Source organism: Pseudomonas sp. Nvir (assembly GCF_963778085.1).
Lineage (GTDB): Bacteria > Pseudomonadota > Gammaproteobacteria > Pseudomonadales > Pseudomonadaceae > Aquipseudomonas > Aquipseudomonas juntendi.
The window spans coordinates 5,550,162-5,573,880 of sequence record NZ_OY970405.1 but is presented as its reverse complement, the minus strand read 5'-3'; the positions used below and the strand labels follow the sequence as shown (position 1 = coordinate 5,573,880).

23 protein-coding genes and 1 pseudogene are annotated in these 23,719 nt (G+C 64.5%); 11 read left to right on the top strand and 13 right to left on the bottom strand.

Annotated elements, in window-relative coordinates:
- Positions 1-224: 224 nt before the first annotated feature.
- Positions 225-1,421 carry a class I SAM-dependent rRNA methyltransferase gene (locus AACG97_RS26605; RefSeq protein ID WP_009683362.1) on the bottom strand — a complete coding sequence of 399 codons (1,197 nt, stop codon included), beginning with the start codon at positions 1,419-1,421 and terminating at the stop codon, positions 225-227.
- A 178-nt stretch (positions 1,422-1,599) separates the two neighbouring features.
- Here AACG97_RS26605 and AACG97_RS26600 point away from each other — a divergent pair, with 178 nt between their 5' ends.
- Positions 1,600-2,418 carry an HDOD domain-containing protein gene (locus AACG97_RS26600; protein WP_175442610.1) on the top strand — a complete coding sequence of 273 codons (819 nt, stop codon included), beginning with the start codon at positions 1,600-1,602 and terminating at the stop codon, positions 2,416-2,418.
- Between the two features lie 3 nt (positions 2,419-2,421).
- Positions 2,422-3,234 (top strand): bifunctional DNA-formamidopyrimidine glycosylase/DNA-(apurinic or apyrimidinic site) lyase, encoded by an 813-nt coding sequence (gene mutM, locus AACG97_RS26595; protein ID WP_009683360.1) that lies wholly within the window; start codon positions 2,422-2,424, stop codon positions 3,232-3,234.
- 178 nt (positions 3,235-3,412) lie between these two features.
- Here the strand turns inward: mutM and AACG97_RS26590 are convergent, their stop codons facing one another.
- The 5 genes from AACG97_RS26590 to AACG97_RS26570 form a co-directional block, all read right to left on the bottom strand.
- Positions 3,413-3,664, bottom strand: coding sequence for a YfhL family 4Fe-4S dicluster ferredoxin (locus AACG97_RS26590; protein WP_009683359.1), 252 nt, complete (start codon positions 3,662-3,664; stop codon positions 3,413-3,415).
- A 102-nt stretch (positions 3,665-3,766) separates the two neighbouring features.
- Positions 3,767-4,252, bottom strand: coding sequence for a pantetheine-phosphate adenylyltransferase (gene coaD / locus AACG97_RS26585; protein ID WP_009683358.1), 486 nt, complete (start codon positions 4,250-4,252; stop codon positions 3,767-3,769).
- A gap of 112 nt (positions 4,253-4,364) precedes the next feature.
- Entirely contained in the window at positions 4,365-5,963 is a 1,599-nt protein-coding gene (locus tag AACG97_RS26580) for a GMC family oxidoreductase (protein WP_009683357.1), read from the bottom strand.
- Between the two features lie 20 nt (positions 5,964-5,983).
- Positions 5,984-6,469 (bottom strand): hypothetical protein, encoded by a 486-nt coding sequence (locus tag AACG97_RS26575; RefSeq protein WP_009683356.1) that lies wholly within the window; start codon positions 6,467-6,469, stop codon positions 5,984-5,986.
- A gap of 10 nt (positions 6,470-6,479) precedes the next feature.
- Positions 6,480-7,910, bottom strand: coding sequence for a coniferyl aldehyde dehydrogenase (locus tag AACG97_RS26570; protein WP_144189473.1), 1,431 nt, complete (start codon positions 7,908-7,910; stop codon positions 6,480-6,482).
- A gap of 151 nt (positions 7,911-8,061) precedes the next feature.
- Here AACG97_RS26570 and AACG97_RS26565 point away from each other — a divergent pair.
- Positions 8,062-8,727 (top strand): annotated as a pseudogene (locus AACG97_RS26565) (TetR/AcrR family transcriptional regulator).
- Between the two features lie 48 nt (positions 8,728-8,775).
- On the top strand, positions 8,776-9,630 hold the full coding sequence (locus tag AACG97_RS26560) for a sulfurtransferase (RefSeq protein WP_064314825.1): 855 nt from the start codon (positions 8,776-8,778) through the stop codon (positions 9,628-9,630).
- A gap of 33 nt (positions 9,631-9,663) precedes the next feature.
- Here AACG97_RS26560 and AACG97_RS26555 read toward each other — a convergent pair whose 3' ends face one another.
- The 6 genes from AACG97_RS26555 to AACG97_RS26530 form a co-directional block, all read right to left on the bottom strand.
- Complete coding sequence (locus AACG97_RS26555) at positions 9,664-10,656, bottom strand: hydrolase (protein ID WP_009683352.1); 993 nt, start codon at positions 10,654-10,656, stop codon at positions 9,664-9,666.
- A gap of 60 nt (positions 10,657-10,716) precedes the next feature.
- Entirely contained in the window at positions 10,717-12,114 is a 1,398-nt protein-coding gene (locus AACG97_RS26550; protein WP_197885704.1) for a M16 family metallopeptidase, read from the bottom strand.
- Positions 12,111-13,445, bottom strand: a complete 1,335-nt coding sequence (locus tag AACG97_RS26545) for a M16 family metallopeptidase (protein WP_197885705.1) — start codon at positions 13,443-13,445, stop codon at positions 12,111-12,113. The genes AACG97_RS26550 and AACG97_RS26545 overlap by 4 nt, the downstream gene beginning before the upstream one ends.
- A 70-nt stretch (positions 13,446-13,515) precedes the next feature.
- A complete protein-coding gene (gene rsmD / locus AACG97_RS26540) occupies positions 13,516-14,118 on the bottom strand; it encodes a 16S rRNA (guanine(966)-N(2))-methyltransferase RsmD (RefSeq protein ID WP_047149610.1) in 603 nt (200 codons plus the stop codon).
- Entirely contained in the window at positions 14,118-15,608 is a 1,491-nt protein-coding gene (locus AACG97_RS26535; protein ID WP_029886169.1) for a M16 family metallopeptidase, read from the bottom strand. Before AACG97_RS26535 ends, rsmD begins: the two co-directional genes overlap by 1 nt.
- Positions 15,601-16,956, bottom strand: coding sequence for a M16 family metallopeptidase (locus AACG97_RS26530; protein ID WP_197885706.1), 1,356 nt, complete (start codon positions 16,954-16,956; stop codon positions 15,601-15,603). Before AACG97_RS26530 ends, AACG97_RS26535 begins: the two co-directional genes overlap by 8 nt.
- 231 nt (positions 16,957-17,187) lie before the next feature.
- On the opposite strand from AACG97_RS26530, the gene ftsY reads away from it, so the two are divergent.
- The 4 genes from ftsY (at position 17,188) to rpoH (ending at position 21,322) form a co-directional block, all read left to right on the top strand.
- The gene (gene ftsY, locus AACG97_RS26525) at positions 17,188-18,660 is read left to right on the top strand and encodes a signal recognition particle-docking protein FtsY (RefSeq protein WP_029886167.1); all 1,473 of its coding nucleotides are present in this window, start codon (positions 17,188-17,190) and stop codon (positions 18,658-18,660) included.
- 2 nt (positions 18,661-18,662) lie between these two features.
- Positions 18,663-19,334 (top strand): cell division ATP-binding protein FtsE, encoded by a 672-nt coding sequence (ftsE, locus tag AACG97_RS26520; protein ID WP_009684915.1) that lies wholly within the window; start codon positions 18,663-18,665, stop codon positions 19,332-19,334.
- Positions 19,331-20,356, top strand: a complete 1,026-nt coding sequence (gene ftsX / locus AACG97_RS26515) for a permease-like cell division protein FtsX (protein ID WP_029886166.1) — start codon at positions 19,331-19,333, stop codon at positions 20,354-20,356. The genes ftsE and ftsX overlap by 4 nt, the downstream gene beginning before the upstream one ends.
- Before the next feature lie 111 nt (positions 20,357-20,467).
- Positions 20,468-21,322: an RNA polymerase sigma factor RpoH gene (gene rpoH / locus AACG97_RS26510; protein ID WP_009684917.1), complete on the top strand. Its 855-nt coding sequence runs from the start codon at positions 20,468-20,470 to the stop codon at positions 21,320-21,322.
- A 75-nt stretch (positions 21,323-21,397) separates the two neighbouring features.
- Here rpoH and mtgA read toward each other — a convergent pair whose 3' ends face one another.
- Positions 21,398-22,108 carry a monofunctional biosynthetic peptidoglycan transglycosylase gene (mtgA, locus tag AACG97_RS26505; RefSeq protein ID WP_029886165.1) on the bottom strand — a complete coding sequence of 237 codons (711 nt, stop codon included), beginning with the start codon at positions 22,106-22,108 and terminating at the stop codon, positions 21,398-21,400.
- Between the two features lie 64 nt (positions 22,109-22,172).
- Between mtgA and AACG97_RS26500 the strand changes: the two genes are divergently transcribed.
- The 3 genes from AACG97_RS26500 (at position 22,173) to AACG97_RS26490 (ending at position 23,714) form a co-directional block, all read left to right on the top strand.
- Positions 22,173-22,544, top strand: a complete 372-nt coding sequence (locus AACG97_RS26500; RefSeq protein WP_009684919.1) for a DUF423 domain-containing protein — start codon at positions 22,173-22,175, stop codon at positions 22,542-22,544.
- Between the two features lie 102 nt (positions 22,545-22,646).
- The gene (thiS, locus tag AACG97_RS26495) at positions 22,647-22,847 is read left to right on the top strand and encodes a sulfur carrier protein ThiS (RefSeq protein WP_009684920.1); all 201 of its coding nucleotides are present in this window, start codon (positions 22,647-22,649) and stop codon (positions 22,845-22,847) included.
- 54 nt (positions 22,848-22,901) lie between these two features.
- Positions 22,902-23,714, top strand: coding sequence for a thiazole synthase (locus tag AACG97_RS26490; protein WP_197885708.1), 813 nt, complete (start codon positions 22,902-22,904; stop codon positions 23,712-23,714).
- Positions 23,715-23,719: the final 5 nt, after the last annotated feature.

The following is a 23,719-nucleotide window of genomic DNA, read 5'->3' as shown; positions in this document are numbered from 1 at the left end:
TCTCTTGTCCTTTGTACCGCAGGCCGGTTGCCACTGGCACGGATGAGGCCGAAGACTGCGCGGGATCGCCGCGGGCTTGACCAGAGCTCATAAACCCGCCGGGGATGACTGGCGATGAATAGGCCGATTCTACACCCCTGGCGCGGCGAAGGAATGCAGATGTGGATGGCTGGCGGGGAGATTGCAGCAGGAAAGGGCCGCGCGGCGGCCCATTTTGGCAGATATCAGCTGTTTGGCAGCAACCGGCAGGTGATGCTCTTGATGTAGCGGGTTTCGGCAATGGCCGGGTGCACCGGGTGGTCGGGGCCCTGGCCGCCGCGCTCGAGCAGCTGCAGGTTGCGGTCCAGGTGGCGGGCGCTGGTCAGCAGAATGTTGTGCAGGTCGTCCTCGGGCAGGTGCATGGAGCACGAGGCGCTGACCAGGATGCCGTCCTTGCTCAGCATGCGCATGGCCTGTTCGTTCAGCCGGCGGTAGGCCGCCTCGCCGTTCTTCAGGTCTTTCTTGCGCTTGATGAACGCGGGTGGGTCGGCAATGATCACGTCGAAGCGTTCTTCGGCAGCCTTCAGTTCGCGCAGGGCTTCGAACACATCGCCTTCGATGCAGGTCAGCTTTTCGCCGATGCCGTTCAGCGCCGCGTTACGCTCCACGCCATCCAGGGCAAAGCCCGAGGCATCGACGCAGAACACTTCGCTGGCGCCGAAAGCACCTGCCTGCACGCCCCAGCCACCGATGTAGCTGAACAGGTCGAGCACACGCTTGCCCTTGACGTACGGCGCCAGGCGCGCACGGTTCATGCGGTGGTCGTAGAACCAGCCGGTCTTCTGGCCTTCACGCACCGGGGCTTCGAACTTGACGCCGTTCTCTTCCAGCGGCACCCAGTCCGGCACCTCGCCGTAGACGGTCTCCACATAGCGCTGCAAGCCTTCGGCGTCACGGGCGGCGGAATCGTTCTTGAACAGAATGCCGCTTGGTTTGAGTACTTGCACCAGGGCAGCGATCACGTCGTCCTTGTGCGCTTCCATGGTGGCCGAGGCCAGCTGAACCACGAGGATGTCGAAGAAGCGGTCGACCACCAGCCCTGGCAGCAGGTCGGAATCGCCATAGACCAGGCGGTAGCACGGCTGGTCGAACAGGCGCTCGCGCAGCGACAGGGCGACATTGAGGCGGTGCACCAGCAGCGACTTGTCCAGCGGCAGCTTGATGTCGCGCGACAGCAGGCGTGCGCAGATCAGATTGTTCGGGCTGAGTGCGACGATGCCCAACGGTTTGCCGTTGGCCGCCTCGAGAATGGCCTGCTGGCCGGCCTGGAAGCCTTGCAGTGGGGTCGCGCTGACATCGACTTCGTTGCTGTAGACCCACAGGTGGCCGGCGCGCAGGCGGCGGTCGGCATTGGCTTTGAGGCGAAGGCTGGGCAGGGACATGACGTCGCTCCGGGAAAAAAGAGCGGGATTATACCCTGTTGGCCGGCACTTCGGTTCGAGGTACGACAAAGCGCCGGCACGGCCAACTGGGTTAGAATCCACCGTCCTAAACGAGTGTGCACGTATGTCCCAAGAACTCAGCGCCGAACAGATCCAGCAAGCCTTGCAAGGCATCACCATCCCGCCGCAACCGCAGATCATGGTTGACCTGCAGTTCGAGCAGTACATGCCTGACCCGGACCTGGAAACCATCGCCAAGTTGATTTCCCAGGACCCAGGCCTGTCCGGCGCCTTGCTCAAGCTGGTCAATTCGCCGCATTTTGGCCTGTCCAACAAGATCGGTTCGATCCAGCGTGCGGTGAACCTGCTGGGCAGCCGTTCGATCATCAACCTGATCAATGCCCAGTCGATCAAAGGCGAGATGAGCGACGAGACCATCGTTACCCTCAACCGCTTCTGGGATACCGCCCAGGACGTGGCGATGACCTGCCTGACCCTGGCCAAGCGCACCGGTATCCAGGCCGCGGACGAGGCCTACACCCTGGGCCTGTTCCACGACTGTGGCGTGCCGTTGATGCTAAAGCGCTTCCCCAACTACATGGAGGTGCTGGAAGAAGCCTATGCCAAGGCCGGCGGCGAAACGCGGGTGGTGGATACCGAAAACCGCGCCTTCAATACCAACCATTCGGTGGTCGGCTACTTCACCGCCAAGTCCTGGCGCCTGCCGGAGCACCTCACTGCCGCCATCGCCAACCACCACAATGCCCTGGCAGTGTTCCGCGACGACACCGCGCGCAACACCCAGAGCCAGCTGAAAAACCTGCTGGCGGTGCTGAAGATGGCCGAGCATATCTGTGCCTCCTACCGAGTGCTGGGCAACCAGGCAGTCGACCACGAATGGCGTGTGGTCGGCCCGCTGGTGCTCGATTACATTGGCCTGTCGGATTACGATTTCGAAAACCTCAAGCAGAACATTCGTGAGTTGGGCGGGCACTGACACATGCCGGAATTACCCGAAGTAGAAACCACCCGGCGCGGTATTGCGCCGCACCTGGAAGGCCAGCGCGTCAGCCGCGTAGTGGTGCGTGATCGGCGCTTGCGCTGGCCCATTCCCGAAGACCTCGACGTGCGCCTGTCGGGGCAGCGCATCGTCACTGTCGAACGGCGCGCCAAGTACCTGCTGATCAATGCCGAAGTCGGCACCTTGATCAGCCACCTGGGCATGTCGGGCAACTTGCGCCTGGTCGAGCAGGGCTTGCCGGCGGCCAAGCATGAGCATGTCGATATCGAGCTGGAGTCGGGGCTGATGCTGCGCTACACAGACCCTCGCCGTTTTGGTGCCATGCTCTGGAGCCAGGACCCGTTGCGCCACGAGCTGCTGCTGCGCCTGGGGCCGGAGCCGCTGACCGACCTGTTCGACGGCGAGCGGCTGTTCCAGCTGTCCCGTGGGCGCTCGATGGCGGTCAAGCCGTTCATCATGGATAACGCGGTGGTGGTGGGGGTGGGCAACATCTACGCCAGCGAGGCGCTATTCGCTGCCGGCATCGATCCACGCCGTGCGGCAGGGGGGATTTCCCGGGCGCGTTACCTGAAGCTGGCGATCGAGATCAAGCGGGTACTGGCGGCGGCGATCGAGCAGGGCGGTACCACCTTGCGCGATTTCATCGGCGGTGACGGGCAGCCGGGGTACTTCCAGCAGACCCTGTTCGTGTACGGGCGGGCCGGGCAGCCGTGCAAGGTATGCGGTACGGAGCTGCGCGAAGTGAAGCTGGGGCAGCGTGCGAGCGTGTTCTGCCCACGCTGCCAGCGCTGAGGCTACAGGTGATTACCGTTCTGTAGGAGCGGCCTTGTGTCGCGATGGGGTGCGAAGCGCCCTCAAAATTTCAGCGTCTGCACAGAAACTTCGGCTTTAGCGCGGAAACCGCCGGGGCCGCTGTGCGGCCCATCGCGACGCAAGGCCGCTCCTACAGAAACCGCGCAGGGCTGGGGGTTCAGGCCTTGCCGGTAATACGCCGGTACTTGGCCATCAATTGCTCTTCGGTTTCCGGGTGCGCCTCATCCAGCGGGATGCAATCGACCGGGCAGACCTGCTGGCACTGCGGCTCGTCGTAATGACCCACGCACTGGGTGCACAGGTTGGGGTCGATCACGTAGATCTCTTCGCCTTGGGAGATGGCCTCGTTCGGGCACTCGGGTTCGCAGACGTCGCAATTGATGCAATCGTCGGTAATGATCAGGGACATGGGGACTCCGGCCGGGGCTCAGCGCCCGGGCATGTTCAACGCAATGGGCACAATTGTGCCGCATTCGCGCCCGCAGTGCACGCGGGCGCGACAATCAGGCGGTCAGGCTTGCTTCTTGAAACGCTCGGTCAGTGCCTCGGCCACCGCAGGGTGGACGAATTTGCTGATATCACCGCCCAATGCGGCGATTTCCCGGACCAGGGTCGAGGAAATGAACGAATAGCGCTCTGACGGCGTCAGGAACAGGCTCTCCACATCGGGTGCCAGTTGCCGGTTCATGTTCGCCAACTGGAACTCGTATTCGAAGTCGGAAACCGCACGCAGGCCGCGCAGCAACACATTGGCGCCCTGTTCCTTGGCGAAATGCGCCAGCAGCGAAGAGAAGCCGATGACTTCGACATTGGGCAGGTGCTTGGTGACCTCACGGGCGAGCGCGACACGTTGCTCCAGCGGGAACAGCGGGTTTTTCTTCGGGCTGGCCGCCACTGCGATGATCACGTGGTCGAACAGGCGCGAAGCGCGCTCGACCAGGTCGCCGTGGCCTTTGGTAATGGGGTCGAAAGTACCCGGGTACAACACTCGGTTCATCGCGTCATCCTGGCTGGAGTGCGTTGGGGAGTCGGATGGTAGCGCAGCGACGGCGCCCCGGCCAAGTCATGCGGCCGGCTGATGGCACTATAGACAGGGCGTGTATTCGTTGTCATGCGTTGTGTGCCAGGCGGCTAGCCAACGCTTCGCTGAGCCTGGCGCTGATGGCATACACCGACAGTTGCGGGTTGGCGCCGATGCTGGTGGGGAACAGCGAGCCGTCGTGAACCGACAGGTTTTCCAGCTGGTGATGGCGGCCTAGGCTGTCGCACACCGCCTGGCGCGGGTCTTCGCCCATGGCGCAACCACCCATCACATGGGCGCTGCCCAGGCGCGTACGGAAAGGCTCCAACGGTAGGCGGTCGATCATGGCCAAGGCCTGTTCCAGGCTGGCAGCGGCGCTGGCATCGCTGTGCACCGGGGTTACCTCGGCCGCGCCGGCGGCGAACTGGACCTGCGCCATGCTGCGGTAGGCGCGCCGCAAGCCGTCACGCAGGTAGTCGGTGACCGGATAATCGAGCACGGGGGAGCCGTCGCCGCGCAGTTCAACGCTCCCGCCCTGGCTTTGCGGGTGAAACCCGTCGCGCAGCAAGGCCAGCATGACATGGGTATTGGGTAGTTCGGCCATGCGCCGGGCATTGTCCTGGCCATGGCCACCCAGCAGGGTGCTGGCCAGGGCCGGGTGCAGCGGCGGTACTTCGAGCTTGTAGCCCACCGGCCCCTCCGTGCCGTGCTGCCACTGGAAATGGTCGCTGTAGATCGACTGCGGCGCGCCGTAGTAGGGGTCGATGCGCTCGTTGAAGCGTGCGGCGCTGAAGTTGACCAGGTGCAGGAAGGTGCGTTTGCCCAAGCGGCCATGCGGGTCGGGGGCATTGGAGCGCAGCAGCAGGGCCGGGCTGTTGATGCCGCCGCCTGCCAGGATGTAATGGCGCGCGTGTACTGTCACTTGCCGACCTGTCGGGTGGATGCCTTGCGTATCCAGGGCCTGGCAGGTCAGGTGTTGGATGCGCTCGCCGTTGTGGCTGAAGCGCTCGGCCCGGGCCAGGTAAAGCAGCTCGCCGCCCTGTTCGAGGGTGGCGGGAATGCGCGTCACCAGCATCGATTGCTTGGCATTCACCGGGCAACCCATGCCGCAGTAACCCAGGTTCCAGCAGCCGCGCACGTTGCGCGGGATGACTGCCCAGCGATAACCCAGTTGTTCGCAGCCACGGCGCAGCACGTCGTTGTTGGCATTCGGTGGCATGGCCCAGGGTGTGATACCCAGCTCCAGTTCCATGCGCTCGAACCAAGGGCGCAGCTCATCTTCGCCGAGCCCTTGTACGCCATGGGCCGAGGCCCAGTGCGCCAGGGTCTGCGGCGGGGTGCGAAAACTCGACGTCCAGTTCACCAGCGTGGTGCCGCCTACGGCGCGGCCTTGCAGGATGGTAATGGCGCCATCCTTGCTCATGCGCCCCAGGCCCTCCTGATAGAGGCTGGCATAGGCTTCGTGCTCCAGCAGCTTGAAGTCGCTGCTGGTCTTCAACGGGCCTTCTTCGATCAGCAAGACCTTGAAGCCCGCGGCGCTGAGCCGCTGTGCGCTGGTGGCGCCGCCGGCACCGCTGCCGATCACGACGATGTCGGCGTGCAGTTGCAGGTCATGTTCCAGGCGTGAGGCGTCGTGGGTGATCCAGCCGCGGTCGAGGCCTTGGCGAAACGGGTCAGGCACAGGCATTGGCGATGCTCTTGTCGTGTTCAGATTTTCGGTGGGCCGGGGTAGCCGCAGGTGGCCCAGGACTCGGGGCGCTCGTACCAGGCCATTTGCAGCAGTTGCAGCAGTGAGGCATGCCCCATGCGCAGCAGGTTCAGCGAGCTGCCCTGCCAGCGCTGCAGGAAAGCCTCGACCTGGGCGGGCGCGGCCTGGGCCCAGGCCCCCCAGATGCCGGTCAGTGGGCCGCGGGTCAGCGGCAGGCTGAGCACGTCGAACAATTGCCGGGTAAGTTTGAGCATCTCCGGCGACAGCGCTGCCAGCTTGTAATCGAGGCTGCGCAGTACCAGCGTATCGGTGGCCAGCGTGCCGCTGAGCACCACCGGTATCAGCGCGCGCAGCAGTGGCAGGTCATCGTGGCGCAGCGCCTGAAACCCCGGCGCGGCCGTTTGTGCGCTGCAGCCCACCAGGCTGGCACCGGCCAGGAAGGTGCTCGCGGCAACGCTGAAACGCAGCAGGTCACGACGGTGCATGGCCCGGGCCTCAGCGGATGAACAACTTGTAGACCAGGCGCTGCAGGGCTTTGCCGTAAGGCGGGTAAATCAGCCGTGCGGCGTTGAAGCGTTGCTTGGCCAGTACCGCCTTGGCCTTGCTGAAGGTCAGGAAGCCTTCGTGGCCGTGGTAGTGCCCCATGCCCGAGGGGCCTATGCCACCGAACGGCAGGTCGTCCTGAGCCACATGCAGCAAGGTGTCGTTCAGGCATACCCCGCCGGAATGGCTGTGCTGCAACACCTGTTGCTGTTCGCCACGGTCGTAGCCGAAGTAGTACAGCGCCAAGGGCCGCGGGCGCTGGTTGATGTAGGCCAGCGCGTCATCGAGCGTGTCGTAGGGCACCAGCGGCAGCAGCGGGCCGAATATTTCGTCCTGCATGACCTGCATGGTGTCGTTCACCTTGGTCAGCACGTGTGGCGGCAGGCGCCGCCCTTGGCGTGTCTCGTGGGCGTACAGGTCGGTCACCTGCGCACCTTTGCCGCGCGCGTCCTGCAGCAGGTGCTCAAGGCGTGCCAGTTGCCGGGGGTTGATGATGGCGCTGTAGTCAGGGTTGTCGGCAATGCGAGGGTACATGCGCCGCACGGCGGTGCCGTAGGCATCGGCGAAAGCATTCAGGCGCTCGCGCGGCACCAGCACGTAGTCGGGGGCGACGCAGGTCTGGCCGGCGTTGAGCGTCTTGCCGAAGGCGATGCGCTCGGCGGCTGTTTCCAGCGGTACGCTGGCCGACACGATGGCCGGGGATTTGCCGCCCAACTCCAGGGTCACCGGCGTCAGGTTTTGCGCGGCCGCCAGCATGACCTGGCGGCCTATGCTGGTGGCCCCGGTGAACAGCAAGTGATCGAACGGCAGGCGAGCGAACGCCTGGCCGACCTCGATCTCGCCAAGCACCACACTGACCAGGTCCTCGGGAAACACCTGTTGCAGCAGGGCCTGCAAGGCCTGGCCAGTAGCCGGGGTAGCCTCGCTGAGCTTGAGCATGACCCGGTTGCCAGCGGCCAGGGCACAGGTGAGCGGGCCGATGGCGAGAAACAGCGGGTAATTCCACGGCACGATGATGCCGACGACGCCTAGCGGCTGGTAAAGCACCCGCGCGCTGGCCGGCTGGAATGCCAGCCCCACGGCCCGCCTGGAAGGGCGCATCCAGCGTTGCAGGTGGCGCTCGGCATGGCGTATGCCCTGCACCGAGGGCAGAAGCTCGGCCAGCAACGTTTCATCGGCGCTGCGCCCGCTGAAGTCGGCATCGATTGCTGCGATCAGCTGCTGCTGGTTGGCCAGCAGGGCCTCGCGCAAGCTTTTCAGCCACTGCCGCCGTTGTGTTGCCGGCGGCAGAGGGTTGCCGTCGAACGCCTGGCGCTGGGCGCTGAATGTCGCCTCCAGGGCGTGGTCGGCATGCACGGCAGGCAAGGCGATGGGCGAGGTCACGGCGGTCTCCTGGCTGAGCTTGAAGTTTCTAGAGTCTATACTCTAATTTCTGCGTTGGCGCGAGTATTACCCTTGCAGAGACCGGTGTATCAGCCGGGTGAATCGCCGTAAGATGAACCTTTATCAACGCCTGCAGACTGGGAGCTTGAGCATGGCCCCGCGCATGAAGACCCGAGAGCGCATCGTGCAGAACAGCCTGGAGCTGTTCAACCAGCAGGGCGAGAGATGCGTCAGTACCAACCACATTGCCGCACACATGGAAATTTCGCCCGGCAACCTGTATTACCACTTCCCTAACAAGCAGGCGATCATCGCGGTGTTGTTCAGCCAGTACGAAGAGCTGGTGGACAGTTTCCTGCGCCCGCCGCAGGGGCGTGCGGCGACCGTGGAGGACAAGCGGTTCTACCTCAAGGCGCTATTGGCGGCGATGTGGAACTACCGCTTCCTGCACCGCGACCTGGAGCATTAGCTGGACAGCGATGCCGAACTGGCCGCCCGCTACCGGCGCTTCTCCGAGCGCTGCCTGCGCCAGGGCCAGGCGATCTATCGCGGCTTCGTCGAGGCAGGCATCCTGGCCATGGCGCCGGCGCAGATCGAATCGCTGACCATCAACGCCTGGATCGTGCTGACCTCGTGGGTACGTTTTCTCAGCACCACCCGCGAGCACTCCGCGCACCTGGGTGAAGAAGCCTTCATGCGCGGCGTCTACCAGGTACTGGTGCTGGAGCTGGGTTTCGTCACCGACAGTGCCCGCCACGCGGTGGACGCGCTGTGCCAGGAATTTCAGGTACCGTTCAACCAGGCCCTGGAGCTGTAGCCCGGGGCGCCAGTGTCATTGCTTTATGCCATTGATCAGGAGATTGTCATGCCCCTTGCGCAATTGATCACCCCGCAACAATTGGCCGAGCGTCTGGGCTCGCCCAAATCGGTGATCCTCGACTGCCGCTTTGCCCTTGAAGATGTCGACTATGGCCAACGCAGCTATGCGCAAGGGCACATAGCCGGTGCGCATTTTGCCGACCTGGACCGCGATCTCAGCGGGCCGGTGAGCAAGGGGCGTACCGGGCGCCACCCGTTGCCCGATGCGCAGCGGCTGGTCGAGCGCTTGCGTGAGTGGGGTGTGGACAACGACAGCGAAGTGGTGCTGTACGACGACGGCCCCGGCGCCTTTGCTGCCCGTGCCTGGTGGCTGCTGGTCTGGTTGGGCAAGCGCAGCGGCGTGGCGATCCTCGACGGTGGCCTGAAGGCCTGGCATGCAGCGCACCTGCCTCTGAGCCTGGACCCTGCACCCAAGCGCCAAGGCACGTTCAGCGGCAAGCCAGACCCCGCGCTGCTGATCGATGCCGACCACCTGGCCAAGCGCCTGGGCAATGCAGACCTGACCCTGATCGATGCGCGGGCGTTGCCGCGTTTTCGCGGCGAGGTGGAGCCCATCGACCCGGTGGCAGGGCATATCCCCGGCGCGCAGTGCGCGGCGTTTACTGACAACCTGGGGCCTGACGGGCGCTTTTTGCCGGCCGATCAGCTCAGGCAGCGCTTTGCCGAAAAGCTGGCCGGGCGGGCACCGGAGCACGTGGTGTCTTACTGCGGTTCGGGGGTGACGGCATGTCACAACCTGTTTGCACTGGCGCTGGCAGGCTACCCGTTGGGCAAGCTGTATGCCGGGTCGTGGAGTGAGTGGATCACTGATCCGGAGCATGGGGTGGCCACCGGCGAATAGGTACGTCTTCCGGGAGCAGGGCATGGAGGGATGTTACTGGCCCTCCACCAGCCACTGCGGAATCCGCCGTTCCAGGTAGTACCCGGGCCTGCGCAGGCTGCCATCGACAAAGCCCACATGGCCGCCGCGGCGGTGCAGCTCGAAACGGGTCTGGGGGGCCAGTTCCCGCGCGGTTGGCAAGCTGTGGCTGGACACGAACGGGTCGTCACTGGACTGAATGATCAGCGTTGGCGTGCGGTTCTGGCCAAGAAAGAAGTGGCTCGACGAGCGGCGATAGTAGTCGTGTACATCGCGAAAACCGTTCAAGGGTGCCGTGACCTTGCCGTCGAACTCCCAGAACGTGCGCAAGTTACTCAGCTGGCCCAGGCGGTCGAGTTCGGCCAACCGGTCATGCTGGCCCTGGGCATGGAAGTGCCGCTGCTTGAGTTGTACATACGCCAGCATTTCGCGCATGAAGTGCGCCTGGTACACCTTGGAAAATCCCTGGCCGATGCGGTCTGCGCAGTGGTCCAGACGAAACGGTACCGAGACCGCTACCGCAGCCTCCAGCTGGCTGGCGACGCCGCTTTCACCCAGGTATTTCAACAACACATTGCCGCCCAGCGAATAACCCACCGCATACAGCGGTGCCAGTGGGCGCTGGGCGCGCAGGTGGCCGATGATTTCCGCCAGGTCTTCGCTGGCGCCGGAGTGATAGCTTCGGGGCAACAGGTTGGGTTCGCCCGAGCAGCCGCGCCAGTTCACCGCCACGCTGGCCCAGCCCCGCGCTTGCAGGGTTTGCTGCAAGCCCTTCACATAGGGTGAGTCAGAGGAACCGGTCAGCCCGTGCAACACCAGTACCAGCGGCGCCTGCGGCTGGTGCGGGCCATGCCAGTCCAGGTCGATGAAGTCGCCATCAGCCAGCCACAGGCGCTCCCGGTTGCGCGCAAGCGCTGGCAGCTTGCGCCACAGGGGGCCCCACAATGTTTGCAGATGCGGGTTGGACAGGCCGATGGCCGGACGGAAAGGGGCGCTGAAGCTAGGCATGCTGGGCGACTCGTGATGTGCCGGCCTAGAGTGCCACGAAACAGCGCCTTTGTACCTGCGCTATTGGTCGAGCGCGGTCGGTTTGGGTAATGGCAATTGCTCGGTAACCGGGCCGCTGGTGACGAATACCTGTGGGGCCTGCAACCAGACTTGCGCCGCTTCACGCAGATTGGCAGGCGTAAGCGCCGACAGTTTACCGAGGAAGGTGCCCAGGTGGTCTGGCGCCAAGCCTTGGTGGCTGTAGGTGGCCAAGGCCTGGGCCATTCTCGCGCGGTCTGCCAGGCTGTCGTGCAGTTTACCGGCGATCTGGTTCACCGCCATGTCGCATTCGGCCTGGCTGGGGCCGTGTTCACGCAGGCATGCCAGAATCGCCGACACCAGCGCGCCAGAGGCATCCCGGTACTGGGGGGCGATATCCCAGTGGATCTGCAACTGGCTGGCGGCATCCAGCGGCCTCAGGTCGCAGGAGATGGCGTAGGTGAGGTTGCGCAGGGTGCGCAATTCCTGGGTAAGGCGCGACTCGTAGCTACTGCCCAGGATTGCGTTGAGCAGATACAGGGCCGGGAACACCGGATCCTGGGCCGATACGTTCGTTGCAAGGGTGAGCGTTGCCTGGGTGGTACTGCTGGCCGTAGCGAGATTCAGGTCCAATGCCTGGTAGTCGGGAACCGATGGCGTGCGTTGCGCCGCCCAGCCTTGCGGCAGGGCCCGGACCAGGTCGTCGACAAGCTGCCGTGCTTCCTCGCGGGCCAGGTTGCCCACCAGGCCGATGTCGAGGTTGTTGGCCGAATACGCCTGTTGGTGGAACGCCCGGATCTGGTCATCGCCAATGCTGGCGATAGTCTGCGCTGTCAGGGTGGCCGCGTAGGGGTGGCCGCTGAAGATATGCGCGGTGGCCGCCTTGGTAATCCGCAGCAGCGGATGGTTGCCATACCTGGCCTGGCTGAATACGAGCCGTTCGCCGATTTTGGCCACATCGCCCGCGCGCAATGCCGGGCGGGCCAGCATCTCGGTCAGCAGTTGCATCGCGCTGTCGCGCAGTGCCGGCAGGCTCAGGGCGCGCAGGGTGACAAGGGCGCTGTCGTCGCTGATCCTCCTGCCCAGGATGGCGCCGAAACCGGCCATATCCTCGGCGAACCGCGTGGCGTCGAGTTGCCCGGTGCCTTGGTCGAGGCTGTACAGCACAAGTGCCGCAAGCCCAGGGTGGGCGCCGTCGAGTACGCTGCCTGCGCGAAAGCGTAATGCCAGGTCGAACATGGGCCGGTCATGGCGTGCGAGGAAGCTGACGCGGGTGCCTTCTGCCGTTCGCCAGTGCTCAGGGTGGGCCTGCAGGTCTGGAATGTGGCCAAGGTCGATACCCTGTGCCGAGTGCAGGTTGGCCATGGCCGCCAAGGCGGTGTCGTCAGCCGGGCCGTTGCACGTCAGCGGTAAGGGGGGCGGGGAGGGTACCTGGATCATGCTGTCGCTCCTGGCTGAAGGTAGCTGGTGGTCAACCGTTCGCGCCCCAGGTAGGCAAGTGCCACTTGCTGCACCTGTTGGCTGTCGAGGTCGCGGATGATCTGGATGTCTTGGTCCACGGCCGCGACGGCGATGCCGGCAGCGGCGGCCTCGCCGATTCGCTCGGCTTGGGCCACCTGGCTGTCAGTGAACAGGCGGCGGGCAAGCATGCGCAATTTCGCGCGTTCAAGCTCAGCAGTGGGCACCGCAGTGTTGCGCAGTGCTTCGAGGTGCTGGCAAACAGCGTGTGCAGCCTGTTCTGGCGTGCTGTTCATGCTGTTCACGTACGCTGACAGGGTCAGCAGCGTGTCACCCTGCAACAAGGGCTGATAGGTAATGCTGATGCCGGTGAGCAGGCGTTTGTCGCGCACCAGGTCACTGTAGAGCCTGGCGCTGAACCCCTCGGCCAGCACCTCGCGGATCAACTCGAGGGCAGGGGCGGTGGCTGCATCCGCTGCGGTAGCCCTGCTCGGAACGTTGAACGACATGAACAGCCCTTCGCGTAACCCGGGCAGGCTCACGGTTTGCGTGCGCGCCTGCAACGGCTGGTCTTGCCGTGGTGCGGGGCGCTTCGGCACTGGCGCGCTCGGCAGGCTGGCGAAGTACTGCTCTACCTGGGTGCGCAGGGTTGCCAGGTCGATGCCGCCAACCACCACCAGCGTGGCGTTGTTGGGCCGGTACCAGGTTGCATACCAGGTTCGCAGCGTTTCCAGTCCTATATCGGCAAGGTCGGCCTGGGAACCGAAGCTCGGTTGCCCGTAGGCATTGCCGCCATGGGCCAGCGCCAGGTGAAGGTCGTACGCCTGTTGGTCTGGGTGGTTGTCGAACTTGAGGCGCCTTTCGTCCTCGACGGCTTTCTTTTCCCGGTCCAGTTCTGCCTGGCCGAAGGTCGCGCTGTTCATGGCATCGGCCATGATCTCCAACGCGACTGACAGGCGAGCGACCGGCAGCGTTATCTCATACGCCGTCGCCTCTTCATGGGTGCTGGCATTGGCGTTGCCGCCCAGGCGGGCGATCACTCGCGAGTATTGGCCGGCGGCAAGTTTGCTGCTGCCTTCGAAAATCAGGTGTTCCAGGAGGTGGGACAGGTTGCTGTGGCCCGCGGGCTCATGGCTGGAACCCACGTGATACCAGAGTTGCACGGCGGCCAGCTGGCTGGTGTGGTCTGGCCGCAGGTAGACGGACAAACCGTTGTTCAGGGTGAAGTGCTGCAGTGGCAAGGGGGCGGCTGAAGCCACAGATGCCAGTCCTGCCGAGACCTGGTCGAGGGTGACGGGCGCAGGTGAAGTCATCGCTGAAGTGCTCCGGTTGTGTGAACCGCAACAGCTTCAGCGAAATGGCACCCTAGGCAGCGCTACATAGTTAGCCCCGCTGCCACAGCGCGTAATACACCTGGCCGGTTTTTTTCTCGCGATGCAGGCGCCAGTTGCCGGGCAGTTGCAGGGCCGACGGCGCGGCTTCGCTCTCGGTGTAGACCCAGGCTTGCTCGCTGAGCCACTGGTGCTGCTCCAGCAGGTTGCAGGTGTTGGCCAGCAGGTCCTGGTGGAATGGCGGGTCGAGGAACACCACGTCGAACTGCTGCTTGGCCGGGTGCTGCAAGTAGCGCAGGGCATCGGTTTGCAGGATTTGCCCGCGCGGGCAGCGGAGGATTTCCAGGTTGTTTTTCAGGTTGGCGATGGCCGCCGGGTTGCTGTCCAGTGCCACGGCGTCTTCGGCGCCGCGGGACAGGGCTTCGAGCACGAGGGCGCCACTGCCGGTGAAGGCGTCCAGTACCCGAGCGCCCTCGATGTAGGGCGCCAGCCAGTTGAAGACAGTTTCGCGCACACGGTCGGGCGTTGGCCGCAGGCCTTCACCATCCGGCACCGCCAGGCGACGGCTGCGCCACTCGCCGGCGATGATGCGCAGGTGGCCCTGGCCCTTGCTTTGCCCGGTTTGCGGGCGGGCGGGAGGGGTGGATCTTGGCATTAGTGCTCCGGTACCCCGAGCGGCTGCTCGGAGGGCTTGTCAGTGGGTGCTGGCAGCGGTTTCTGTGGCACTTTCGGGCCAACGGTGACGATCACCAGTTTATCGGCTGACAGGTGTTTGTTCATGGCGGCCTTGACCTGCTCGACAGTGAGGGCCTGGGACTGCTGCATGAAGTCCTCCAGCCAGGTCAGCGGCAAGTTGTAGAAGCCGATGGCGCCCAGCTGGCCGACGATGCTGGCATTGCTGGCATTGGACAACGGGAAGCTGCCGGCCAGTTCGCGCTTGGCATCGTCCAGCTCCTGCTGGGTGGGGCCGGTCTTGAGGTAATCGGCGAGAATGCCCTGCACCAGCTTGAGCGTGCCCTCGCTGAGTTCGGCACGGGTTTGCAGGTTGATCATGAACGGGCCGCGCACCTGCATCGGGCTGAATACCGAGTAAACGCCGTACGTCAGGCCGCGTTTTTCCCGCACTTCGCTCATCAGCCGGGTACCGAAAGCACCGCCGCCGAGGATCTGGTTACCCAGCGACAGTGCAGGCCAGTCCGGGTCCTGGCGGTCGATGCCAAGCTCGGCCAGCATCAGGTGGGTCTGCTTGGACGGGAAATCGATGTGGGTCAGGCCGGGCTTGGCTTCGGCCGGCTGCGCCGGCGCGGGCAGCGCCGGGCCTTTGGGTAGCCCGGCGGACACCTGGGCGGCGATGGCTTCGGCTTCGGTGCGGCTGAGGTCGCCGACCAGGGCGATCACGGCGTTGCCACCGGTGTAGGCCTTGGCATGGAAGGCGCGCAGTTGGGCCAGGCCGATGCCGTTGATGCTTTCGGCAGTGCCATCGCTGGGGTGGGCGTAGGGGTGGTCGCCATAGAGGTTGGTGAACAGCGCTTTGCCAGCGATTTTGCCAGGGTTCTGCTTCTCGTACTCGAAGCCGGCCAGCATCTGGTTCTTGATGCGCTTGAGCGCGTCTTCAGGGAAGCTCGGCTTGCCGGCGACCTCGGTGAACAGCTTGAGCGCCGGCTCGCGCTTGTCCTTGGCGCTGAGGCTGCGCAGCGAGGCCACGGCCATGTCACGGTAGGAGCCGTTGCCAAAGTCTGCACCCAGGCTCTCGAAGCCTTCGGCGATGGCGGTCACGTCCTTGCCGGCCACGCCTTCGTTGAGCATGGCGTTGGTCAATGCAGCCAGGCCTGGCGTGCCGCCGTCCTGGCTGCTGCCGGCGGCAAAGGTTACGCGCAGGTCGAACATCGGCAGCTCGCGCGCCTCGACGAACAGCACCCGTGCCCCTTCGGCGGTGTTCCAGTGCTGGATGTTCAGCTGGCGCCGGCTCGGCGCCTTGCCGTCCAGCTCGGCCAGCGACTGCAGGGTGTTGGCCGGCCGGGCCGCGGTGTTGTCGGCTTTGGCGGCGTTGTCGGCCAGGGCCGGGGCAGCCAGCACCGCTGCCAGCGCCAGGGCGCGGATACCGGTGGCCAACAGGGTTGGGCGTGGTGCGCGACGATCACTCATGAGCGGACTCCTCGGGCAGTACATGGGCAACGCTCAGGCGTTCGCGGGTGAAATAGGTGCGCGCGGCGTTCTGGATGTCCTGCGGGGTAACGCGCTTGAGCTCGTCCAGTTCGCTGTCGATCAGCTTCCAGGACAGGCCGACGGTTTCCAGTTGGCCGATGGTGGTGGCCTGGCTGCTGATGGAGTCGCGGTCATAGACCAGGCCGGCGATAACCTGGGCGCGAACGCGCTCCAGTTCTTCGGCGCTGGGCGGGGTGGTCTTCAGTTCGTCGAGCAGTTGCCACACGCCCTTCTCGACGTCGGCCAGGGTTTTCTGCTTCTGAACGTTCGGCGTGGCCGAAATAAGGAACAGGCTGTCGCCACGGGTAAAGGCGTTGTAGCTGGACGAAGCACCGGCAACCAGCTCCTGGCCACGCTCCAGGCGCGCCGGCATGCGGGCGCTGTAGCCGCCGTCGAGCAGCGCCGAGATCAGGCGCAGGGCGTGTACGGTGCGGGGGTCCTTGGTCGTGGCCAGGCCGGGCACGTTGAACCCGTAGATCAGGCTTGGCAGTTGCGTGCGCACGTGCAGGGTCAGCTGGCGCTGGCCGGGTTCTGCGAGCTCAAGTGGCAGCTTGGCCGGTGGCACGGTGCGCTTCGGAATGCTGCCGAAGTACTTCTGGGCCAGGCCTTTGACCTCGTCGGGGGTGACATCGCCGACCACTACCAGCGTGGCATTGTTGGGGGCATACCAGGACTCGTACCAGTGGCGCAGTTCCTCGACCTTCATGCGCTCCAGGTCGGCCATCCAGCCGATGGTCGGGGTATGGTAGCCGCTGGCAGGGTAGGCCATGGCGCGGAACAGCTCGAAGGCCTTTGCAGTGGGCTGATCGTCGGTACGCAGGCGGCGCTCTTCCTTGATGACCTCGATTTCCTTGCTGAATTCGTCGGCTGGCAGGCGCAGGCTGGCCAGGCGGTCGGCCTCCAGTTCCAGGGCTACGGGCAGGCGGTCACGCGCCAGCACCTGGTAGTAGGCGGTGTAGTCGTCGCTGGTGAAGGCGTTCTCTTCGGCGCCCAGGTCGCGCAGCACGCGTGAAGCTTCGCCGGGGCCGAGCTTGGCGCTCCCCTTGAACATCATGTGCTCCAGGGCGTGCGACAGGCCGGTCTGGCCCGGGGTTTCGTAGCTGGAACCGACCTTGTACCAGATCTGCGAGACCACCACCGGGGCGCGGTGGTCTTCGCGCACCACGACCTTGAGGCCGTTGTCGAGGATGAATTCGTGGGTGGGTTGCACATCGGCGGCGAAGGCCGCGAGCGGCAGGCAGAGCGTGCCGAGCAACAGGCCAGCGGCGCGGCGGGCTAGAGCATTCATACGGTGTTTAACCTGTTCGGCGGCCCGCTGGGTTTAGCGTCGACGGGCCAGGAGGTGCTAGGATACTGATCCGGTTGCCTGGCGACCATGCCTGTCGCCGTTCTGGCCCACAGGACACTAAGACAAAACATTGCGCATGAACCAGCCGGCTTCAAGATAGTCTGTTCTGCGTAGAGAGAATTCCCGATCCGCCGTAGCTGGCGCATCGCTACCCTGAGATAGCCGTCTTCCATGTTTGGTTCCAACGACGACAAGAAAGCGCCGGCCGAGGCTGGTGAAAAGAAAGGCCTGTTCAGCTGGTTTCGCAAGAAGCCGCAACAACCTGTGGACGCTGGCGTTCCCGCCAGTGAAGCCCCCGCTGTCGAGCAACCTGTAGCCGCTCCGGTCGAGGCCCCCGCTGCTGAAGCGCCGCAGCCTGAGGCGCCCGCGCCTGCCCCGGCAGCCGAAGCGCCGGCGCCGGTCGCTGTGCAGCCGTCGCCGGCCGCTGAACCCGAGCCGCTGGTTTCCCCGCCGCCGGTAGCGCCCGCGCCGCAACCCGTTGCCCCTGCGCCGGTGCCAGCGGCTGTGGTGGACGTCGCCCGTACCGAGCCTGCGCCGGTCAGCAACCTGGTACTGCCGGTGGCCGAAGAGCCGGTAGCGCTGGTGCCGGACCTGGAACCCAAGGCGCCACCGGCGATCCCCGAGCGCCCTGCACCTGAGGTGGTTGCCCCGCCGGCCGTGGCTGCCACAGCCGTCGAGGTCGCGCCAGAGCCAGCGGCAGCGCCGGCCGAACAGGCCAAGCCTGGCTTCTTTGCCCGCCTCAAGCAGGGCCTGTCGAAGACCAGTGCCTCCATTGGCGAGGGGATGGCCAGCCTGTTCCTGGGCAAGAAAGTCATCGACGACGACTTGCTCGACGAGATCGAAACGCGCCTGCTGACCGCCGACGTGGGCGTGGAAGCCACGTCGACCATCGTCCAGAACCTGACCCAGAAAGTCGCCCGCAAGCAACTGGCCGATGCCGACGCCCTGTACAAGTCGCTGCAGGAAGAGCTGGCGGCATTGCTGCGTCCGGTCGAGCAGCCACTGAAAGTGCAGGCGCAGAACAAGCCCTACGTGATCCTGGTGGTAGGCGTGAACGGCGCCGGCAAGACCACCACCATCGGCAAACTGGCGAAAAAACTGCAACAGGAAGGCAAGAAGGTGATGCTGGCCGCCGGCGATACCTTCCGCGCCGCAGCGGTCGAGCAGTTGCAGGTGTGGGGTGAGCGTAACCAGATTCCGGTCATCGCCCAGCACACCGGTGCCGACTCCGCATCGGTCATTTTCGACGCCGTGCAGGCCGCCAAGGCCCGCGGTGTGGATGTGCTGATCGCCGACACCGCCGGCCGCCTGCACACCAAGGACAACCTGATGGAGGAGCTGAAGAAGGTGCGCCGGGTCATCGGCAAGCTCGACGCCGAGGCGCCGCACGAGGTGCTGCTGGTGCTCGACGCCGGTACCGGGCAGAACGCCATCAGCCAGGCCAAGTACTTCAACCAGAGTGTCGAATTGACCGGCCTGGCCCTGACCAAGCTCGATGGCACCGCCAAGGGCGGGGTGATCTTCGCCCTGGCCAAGCAGTTCAAGTTGCCGATCCGCTTCATCGGTGTCGGCGAAGGCATCGACGACCTGCGCACCTTCGAAGCGGAGCCTTTCGTCAAGGCTCTGTTCGCCGAGCGAGACTGACCATGATCCGATTCGAACAGGTTGCCAAGCGCTATCCCAATGGTCATGTCGGGTTGCATGAGCTGAGTTTCCGGGCGCGCCGGGGCGAGTTCCTGTTCGTCACCGGCCACTCGGGCGCCGGCAAGAGCACCTTGCTGCGCCTGCTGCTGGCCATGGAGCGCCCGACCAGCGGCAAGCTGATGCTGGCCGGGCAGGACCTGGGCCAGATCAGCAACGCCCAGATCCCGTTCCTGCGCCGGCAGATCGGCGTGGTGTTCCAGAACCACCAACTGTTGTTCGACCGCACGGTGTTCAACAACATTGCCCTGCCGCTGCAGATTCTGGGCTTGTCCAAGGCCGAGATCGCCAAGCGCGTCGATTCCGCCCTGGAGCGCGTGTCGCTGGCCGACAAGGGCGAGCTGTTCCCGGCTGACCTGTCCACCGGGCAGCAGCAGCGGGTCGGCATTGCCCGGGCAATCGTCCACCAGCCTGCGCTGCTGCTGGCCGATGAACCCACCGGTAACCTCGACCCGCGGCTGGCCGCAGAAATCATGGGGGTATTCGAGGACATCAACCGCCTGGGTACTACGGTTTTGATCGCCAGCCACGACCTGGCACTGATTGCGCGCATGCGTCACCGCATGCTGACCTTGCAGCGCGGCCGCTTGATCGGCGATGGGGAGGCCGGGCAATGAGCACTACACGTACGCCAAAGGTTTCCGAGCGCGTTGCGCCGAAGCCAGCCGACCCGCAGCCGGCGAAGAAAAAACGCGGCGAAGACGATGACGGCCCGGATTTCCGCACGTTGTTGCACGCCTGGCTGGAAAGCCACCGTGCCAGCCTGGCTGACAGCCTGCGCCGGCTGGGCAAGCAGCCGATCGGCAGCTTCTTCACCTGCCTGGTGATGGCCGTCGCGCTGAGCATGCCGATGGGCCTGTCGTTGTTGCTGAAGAACGTCGAGCAACTGGGCGGTTCGTGGCAGCGCGCGGCGCAGATTTCGCTGTACCTCAAGCTGGATGCCGGCAGCCGTGATGGCGAGGCGCTGCGTGACGAGATCAAGGGCATGCCCGGCGTGGCAGACGCGCAGTATGTCAGCCGCGAGCAGGCGCTGGAGGAATTCCAGCAGCAGTCCGGTCTGGGCGAGGCCTTGCGCGAGCTGCCGGAAAACCCGCTGCCTGGTGTGGTGGTAGTCACCCCGACCGAGGTCGACAAGCCCGCCCTTGAAGCCTTGCGTCAGCGCCTTGCGGAGCTGCCGCGGGTGGATGTGGCGCAACTGGACCTGGTCTGGGTCGAGCGGCTGGCGGCGATCCTCAAGCTGGGTGACCGGTTCGTCTTCGGTCTGGCGGTGATGCTTATTTCTGCACTGCTGTTAGTAATCGGTAACACAATTCGTCTACATATCGAAAACCGCCGCATCGAGATCGAAGTGATCAAGCTGGTCGGCGGCACCGACGCCTACGTACGCCGGCCTTTCCTGTACATGGGCGCATTGTATGGCCTGGGTGCAGGGCTGCTGGCGTGGGGGATCCTGGCGTTTGGCCTGAACTGGCTGAACGAGGCGGTGGTAGGGCTTTCCGGGCTATACGGCAGTGACTTCGCCCTGGGCGGAGTGCCGGGGTCCGATGGTCTGTCGCTCTTGATCGGAGCGGTGTTGTTGGGGTATATCGGTGCATGGATTGCAGTCGCCCGCCACTTGAACGAGCTGGCACCGCGATAGTTTTTACAGGCCAGCATTGACATTTTGTTCACGATGGAACTTGTACCGTCGTTCCAGGTCAATGTTGGCAGCGCCCAAAAAGCGCGAGTCTAGTAAGTCGGAGGTTCTTGAATGACCACATCGTTGCAACCTGCCTATGCCTTGGTACCCGGTGCAAACCTGGAAGCCTATGTGCACACGGTCAACAGCATCCCGCTGCTGACGGTCGAGCAGGAGCGTGATCTGGGCGAGCGTCTCTATTATCAGCAGGATGTCGAGGCCGCTCGTCAAATGGTGATGGCCCACCTGCGTTTCGTCGTACATATCGCCCGTAGCTATGCTGGCTATGGGCTGGCCCAGGCCGACCTGATTCAGGAAGGCAACGTTGGCCTGATGAAGGCCGTCAAACGCTTCAACCCTGAAATGGGCGTGCGCCTGGTGTCGTTCGCCGTGCACTGGATCAAGGCCGAGATCCACGAGTTCATCCTGCGCAACTGGCGCATCGTCAAGGTGGCTACCACCAAGGCCCAGCGCAAGCTGTTCTTCAACCTGCGCAGCCAGAAGAAGCGCCTGGCCTGGTTGAACAACGACGAAGTGCATCGCGTGGCGGAGAGCCTTGGCGTCGAGCCGCGTGAAGTGCGCGAGATGGAAAGCCGCCTCAGCGGGCAGGACATGGCGTTCGACCCGGCAGCGGAAGCTGACGACGACAGCGCGTTCCAGTCCCCTGCGCATTACCTGGAAGACCACCGGTACGACCCGGCGGTGCAACTGGAGGATGCCGACTGGAGCGACAACTCCACCAGCAACCTGCACGAAGCGCTGCAAGGGCTGGACGAGCGCAGCCGCGACATTCTCTACCAGCGCTGGTTGGCTGAAGAGAAGGCCACCCTGCATGAGCTGGCAGACAAGTACAGCGTTTCGGCTGAGCGGATTCGCCAGCTGGAGAAGAATGCGATGAACAAGGTCAAGGCACTGATCGCAGCCTGATCGGGCCTTTGTTGCACAGAAAAGCCGCTGGCTCCGACGGAGCGAGCGGCTTTTTCATTTGTGCCGGCACTGCATTCAAAGCTTTCTGGATGAGTCGAGCTGCATCAGGTAGCTGGGGCCACCCAGCTGGCTCATTTGCCGGCGAATCCACCCGGCACGGCTTGCCACGTAGGCGCTCGGCCGGCTGGCACTCCACTTGATCGGGCTGGGCAATACTGCGGCCAGTTGCGCTGCCTGCTGGCGGGTGAGCTGGCTGGCATCGACACCAAAGTGATAGCGCGCCGCCGCCTGGGCGCCGAATACGCCTTTGCCCCACTCGGCGCTGTTCAGGTAAACCTCGAGAATGCGTTCCTTGGACCAGAGCAGTTCGATCAGTGCCGTGAACCAGGCTTCCAGCCCTTTGCGGAACCAGCTGCGCCCCGACCACAGGAACAGGTTCTTGGCCACTTGCTGGGTCAGGGTGCTGGCGCCACGAATGCTGCCGCCGCGCTCGTTGTAGGCCAGCGCAGCCTGGATAGCCGGGATGTCGAAGCCCCAGTGGCTGGCGAACTTCTGGTCTTCGCCGGCAATGACCGCGACCTTGAGTTCATCGGAGATGTTCTGCCACGGCTCCCATTCGCGCTGCAGGTCGATGGGGTCGCCATTGACCCAGGATTGCACCTTGCGCTCGACCATCAGCGCCGTGCCGGGCGGGGGCACCCAGCGGAACACCAGCACCAGCACGATGCTGCAGGCAGCGAACCAGAGCAGGGCACGGAAGAGGCGGCGAATAAGGGATGGCAGCATGACGATGGCTTGGCCGTACGGGTGGAAGGGGCCATTATACAGACCCGATCCAAGGAGTCGTCCCATGCTTCGCAGCTTCCTGATGCTTGCCGCCTTTTTCGGCTTTACCGGAGTCGCACTGGGTGCCTTCGCCGCCCACGGCCTGAAAAACCGGCTGACGGCCGACTACCTGGCGGTGTTCCACACCGGCGTGACCTACCAACTGGTGCATGCGCTGGCGATTCTTGCGGTTGCCGTGCTCTCGGCGCACCTGCCCGGGCGCCTGGTGGGCTGGGCCGGTGGGCTGTTTGCGGTGGGTATCGTGCTGTTCTCCGGCAGCCTGTACCTGCTGGCCCTCAGCGGCCTGACCAAGCTGGGCATCATCACCCCGATCGGCGGCCTGTGCTTCCTGGCCGGCTGGCTATGCCTGGGGTTGGCGGCCTGGCGGCTGGGCTGACCAGCTGGTCCACAATCGCGACTAATGGCGCGCACCGCCCTTGGGTTGCGGGGCGGTTCGGCGCTAGAATGCGGGCCCCAAAGAATAATGGTGGCCGTGCGCATGCGCATTCAACTGAACGGTGAACCTTACGAACTGCCTGCCGGCGAGAGCGTTGCAGCCCTGCTGACGCGCCTGGAGCTCAGTGGGCGCCGCATTGCCGTGGAACTGAACCTGGATATCGTGCCGCGTAGCCAGCACGAGAGCACCCTGCTGAACGACGGCGACCAGGTCGAAGTGGTCCACGCGATCGGTGGCGGCTGACAGCAGCCTGGTGGTTCACAAGCAAGCCCTGCAACCTTTTCCCGAGGAACAACGATGAGCAACGTTCGCAGCGACAAGCCCTTCATTCTGGCCGGGCGCACGTTCCAGTCTCGCCTGCTGGTCGGCACCGGCAAATACCGTGACATGGAAGAGACCCGCCTGGCCACCGAGGCCTCGGGTGCCGAGATCGTCACCGTGGCCGTGCGCCGGACCAACCTTGGCCAGAATGCGGGTGAGCCGAACCTGCTCGACGTGTTGTCGCCCGACAAGTACACCATCCTGCCCAATACCGCAGGCTGCTTCGACGCCACCGAGGCCGTGCGTACCTCCCGCCTGGCCCGTGAGCTGCTGCAAGGCTACAAGTCCCACGAGTCGCGGACCTTGGTCAAGCTCGAAGTGCTGGCGGACCAGAAGACCCTGTTCCCCAACGTGATCGAAACCCTCAAGGCCGCCGAAGTGCTGGTCAAGGATGGTTTCGACGTGATGGTCTACACCAGCGATGACCCGATCATTGCCCGCCAGCTGGCTGAGGCGGGCTGCATCGCGGTGATGCCGTTGGCCGGCCTGATCGGCACGGGCCTGGGTATCTGCAACCCGTACAACCTGCAGATCATCCTGGAAGAATCGAAAGTCCCGGTGCTGGTCGATGCCGGAGTGGGCACCGCTTCCGACGCCACCATCGCCATGGAAATGGGCTGCGAGGCGGTGCTGATGAACTCGGCCATTGCCCACGCCCAGCAGCCGGTGTTGATGGCCGAAGCCATGAAGCACGCCATCGTCGCCGGTCGCATGGCCTACCTGGCCGGCCGGATGCCGAAAAAACTCTATGCCAGCGCCTCTTCGCCGCTGGATGGTCTGATCAAGTAAGAGCC

Coding starts and splice junctions, on each gene's coding strand:
- AACG97_RS26490 (WP_197885708.1), top strand. CDS start 22,902: ATGAGCAACGTTCGCAGCGACAAGCCCTTCATTCTGGCCGGGCGCACG.
- coaD (WP_009683358.1), bottom strand. CDS start 4,252: ATGAACCGAGTGTTGTACCCGGGTACTTTCGACCCCATTACCAAAGGC.
- AACG97_RS26575 (WP_009683356.1), bottom strand. CDS start 6,469: ATGCACCGTCGTGACCTGCTGCGTTTCAGCGTTGCCGCGAGCACCTTC.
- AACG97_RS26580 (WP_009683357.1), bottom strand. CDS start 5,963: ATGCCTGTGCCTGACCCGTTTCGCCAAGGCCTCGACCGCGGCTGGATC.
- AACG97_RS26605 (WP_009683362.1), bottom strand. CDS start 1,421: ATGTCCCTGCCCAGCCTTCGCCTCAAAGCCAATGCCGACCGCCGCCTG.
- rpoH (WP_009684917.1), top strand. CDS start 20,468: ATGACCACATCGTTGCAACCTGCCTATGCCTTGGTACCCGGTGCAAAC.
- AACG97_RS26500 (WP_009684919.1), top strand. CDS start 22,173: ATGCTTCGCAGCTTCCTGATGCTTGCCGCCTTTTTCGGCTTTACCGGA.
- AACG97_RS26590 (WP_009683359.1), bottom strand. CDS start 3,664: ATGTCCCTGATCATTACCGACGATTGCATCAATTGCGACGTCTGCGAA.
- ftsE (WP_009684915.1), top strand. CDS start 18,663: ATGATCCGATTCGAACAGGTTGCCAAGCGCTATCCCAATGGTCATGTC.
- AACG97_RS26550 (WP_197885704.1), bottom strand. CDS start 12,114: ATGATCCAGGTACCCTCCCCGCCCCCCTTACCGCTGACGTGCAACGGC.
- AACG97_RS26530 (WP_197885706.1), bottom strand. CDS start 16,956: ATGAATGCTCTAGCCCGCCGCGCCGCTGGCCTGTTGCTCGGCACGCTC.
- ftsX (WP_029886166.1), top strand. CDS start 19,331: ATGAGCACTACACGTACGCCAAAGGTTTCCGAGCGCGTTGCGCCGAAG.
- mtgA (WP_029886165.1), bottom strand. CDS start 22,108: ATGCTGCCATCCCTTATTCGCCGCCTCTTCCGTGCCCTGCTCTGGTTC.
- ftsY (WP_029886167.1), top strand. CDS start 17,188: ATGTTTGGTTCCAACGACGACAAGAAAGCGCCGGCCGAGGCTGGTGAA.
- AACG97_RS26545 (WP_197885705.1), bottom strand. CDS start 13,445: ATGACTTCACCTGCGCCCGTCACCCTCGACCAGGTCTCGGCAGGACTG.
- mutM (WP_009683360.1), top strand. CDS start 2,422: ATGCCGGAATTACCCGAAGTAGAAACCACCCGGCGCGGTATTGCGCCG.
- thiS (WP_009684920.1), top strand. CDS start 22,647: ATGCGCATTCAACTGAACGGTGAACCTTACGAACTGCCTGCCGGCGAG.
- AACG97_RS26535 (WP_029886169.1), bottom strand. CDS start 15,608: ATGAGTGATCGTCGCGCACCACGCCCAACCCTGTTGGCCACCGGTATC.
- AACG97_RS26560 (WP_064314825.1), top strand. CDS start 8,776: ATGCCCCTTGCGCAATTGATCACCCCGCAACAATTGGCCGAGCGTCTG.
- rsmD (WP_047149610.1), bottom strand. CDS start 14,118: ATGCCAAGATCCACCCCTCCCGCCCGCCCGCAAACCGGGCAAAGCAAG.
- AACG97_RS26555 (WP_009683352.1), bottom strand. CDS start 10,656: ATGCCTAGCTTCAGCGCCCCTTTCCGTCCGGCCATCGGCCTGTCCAAC.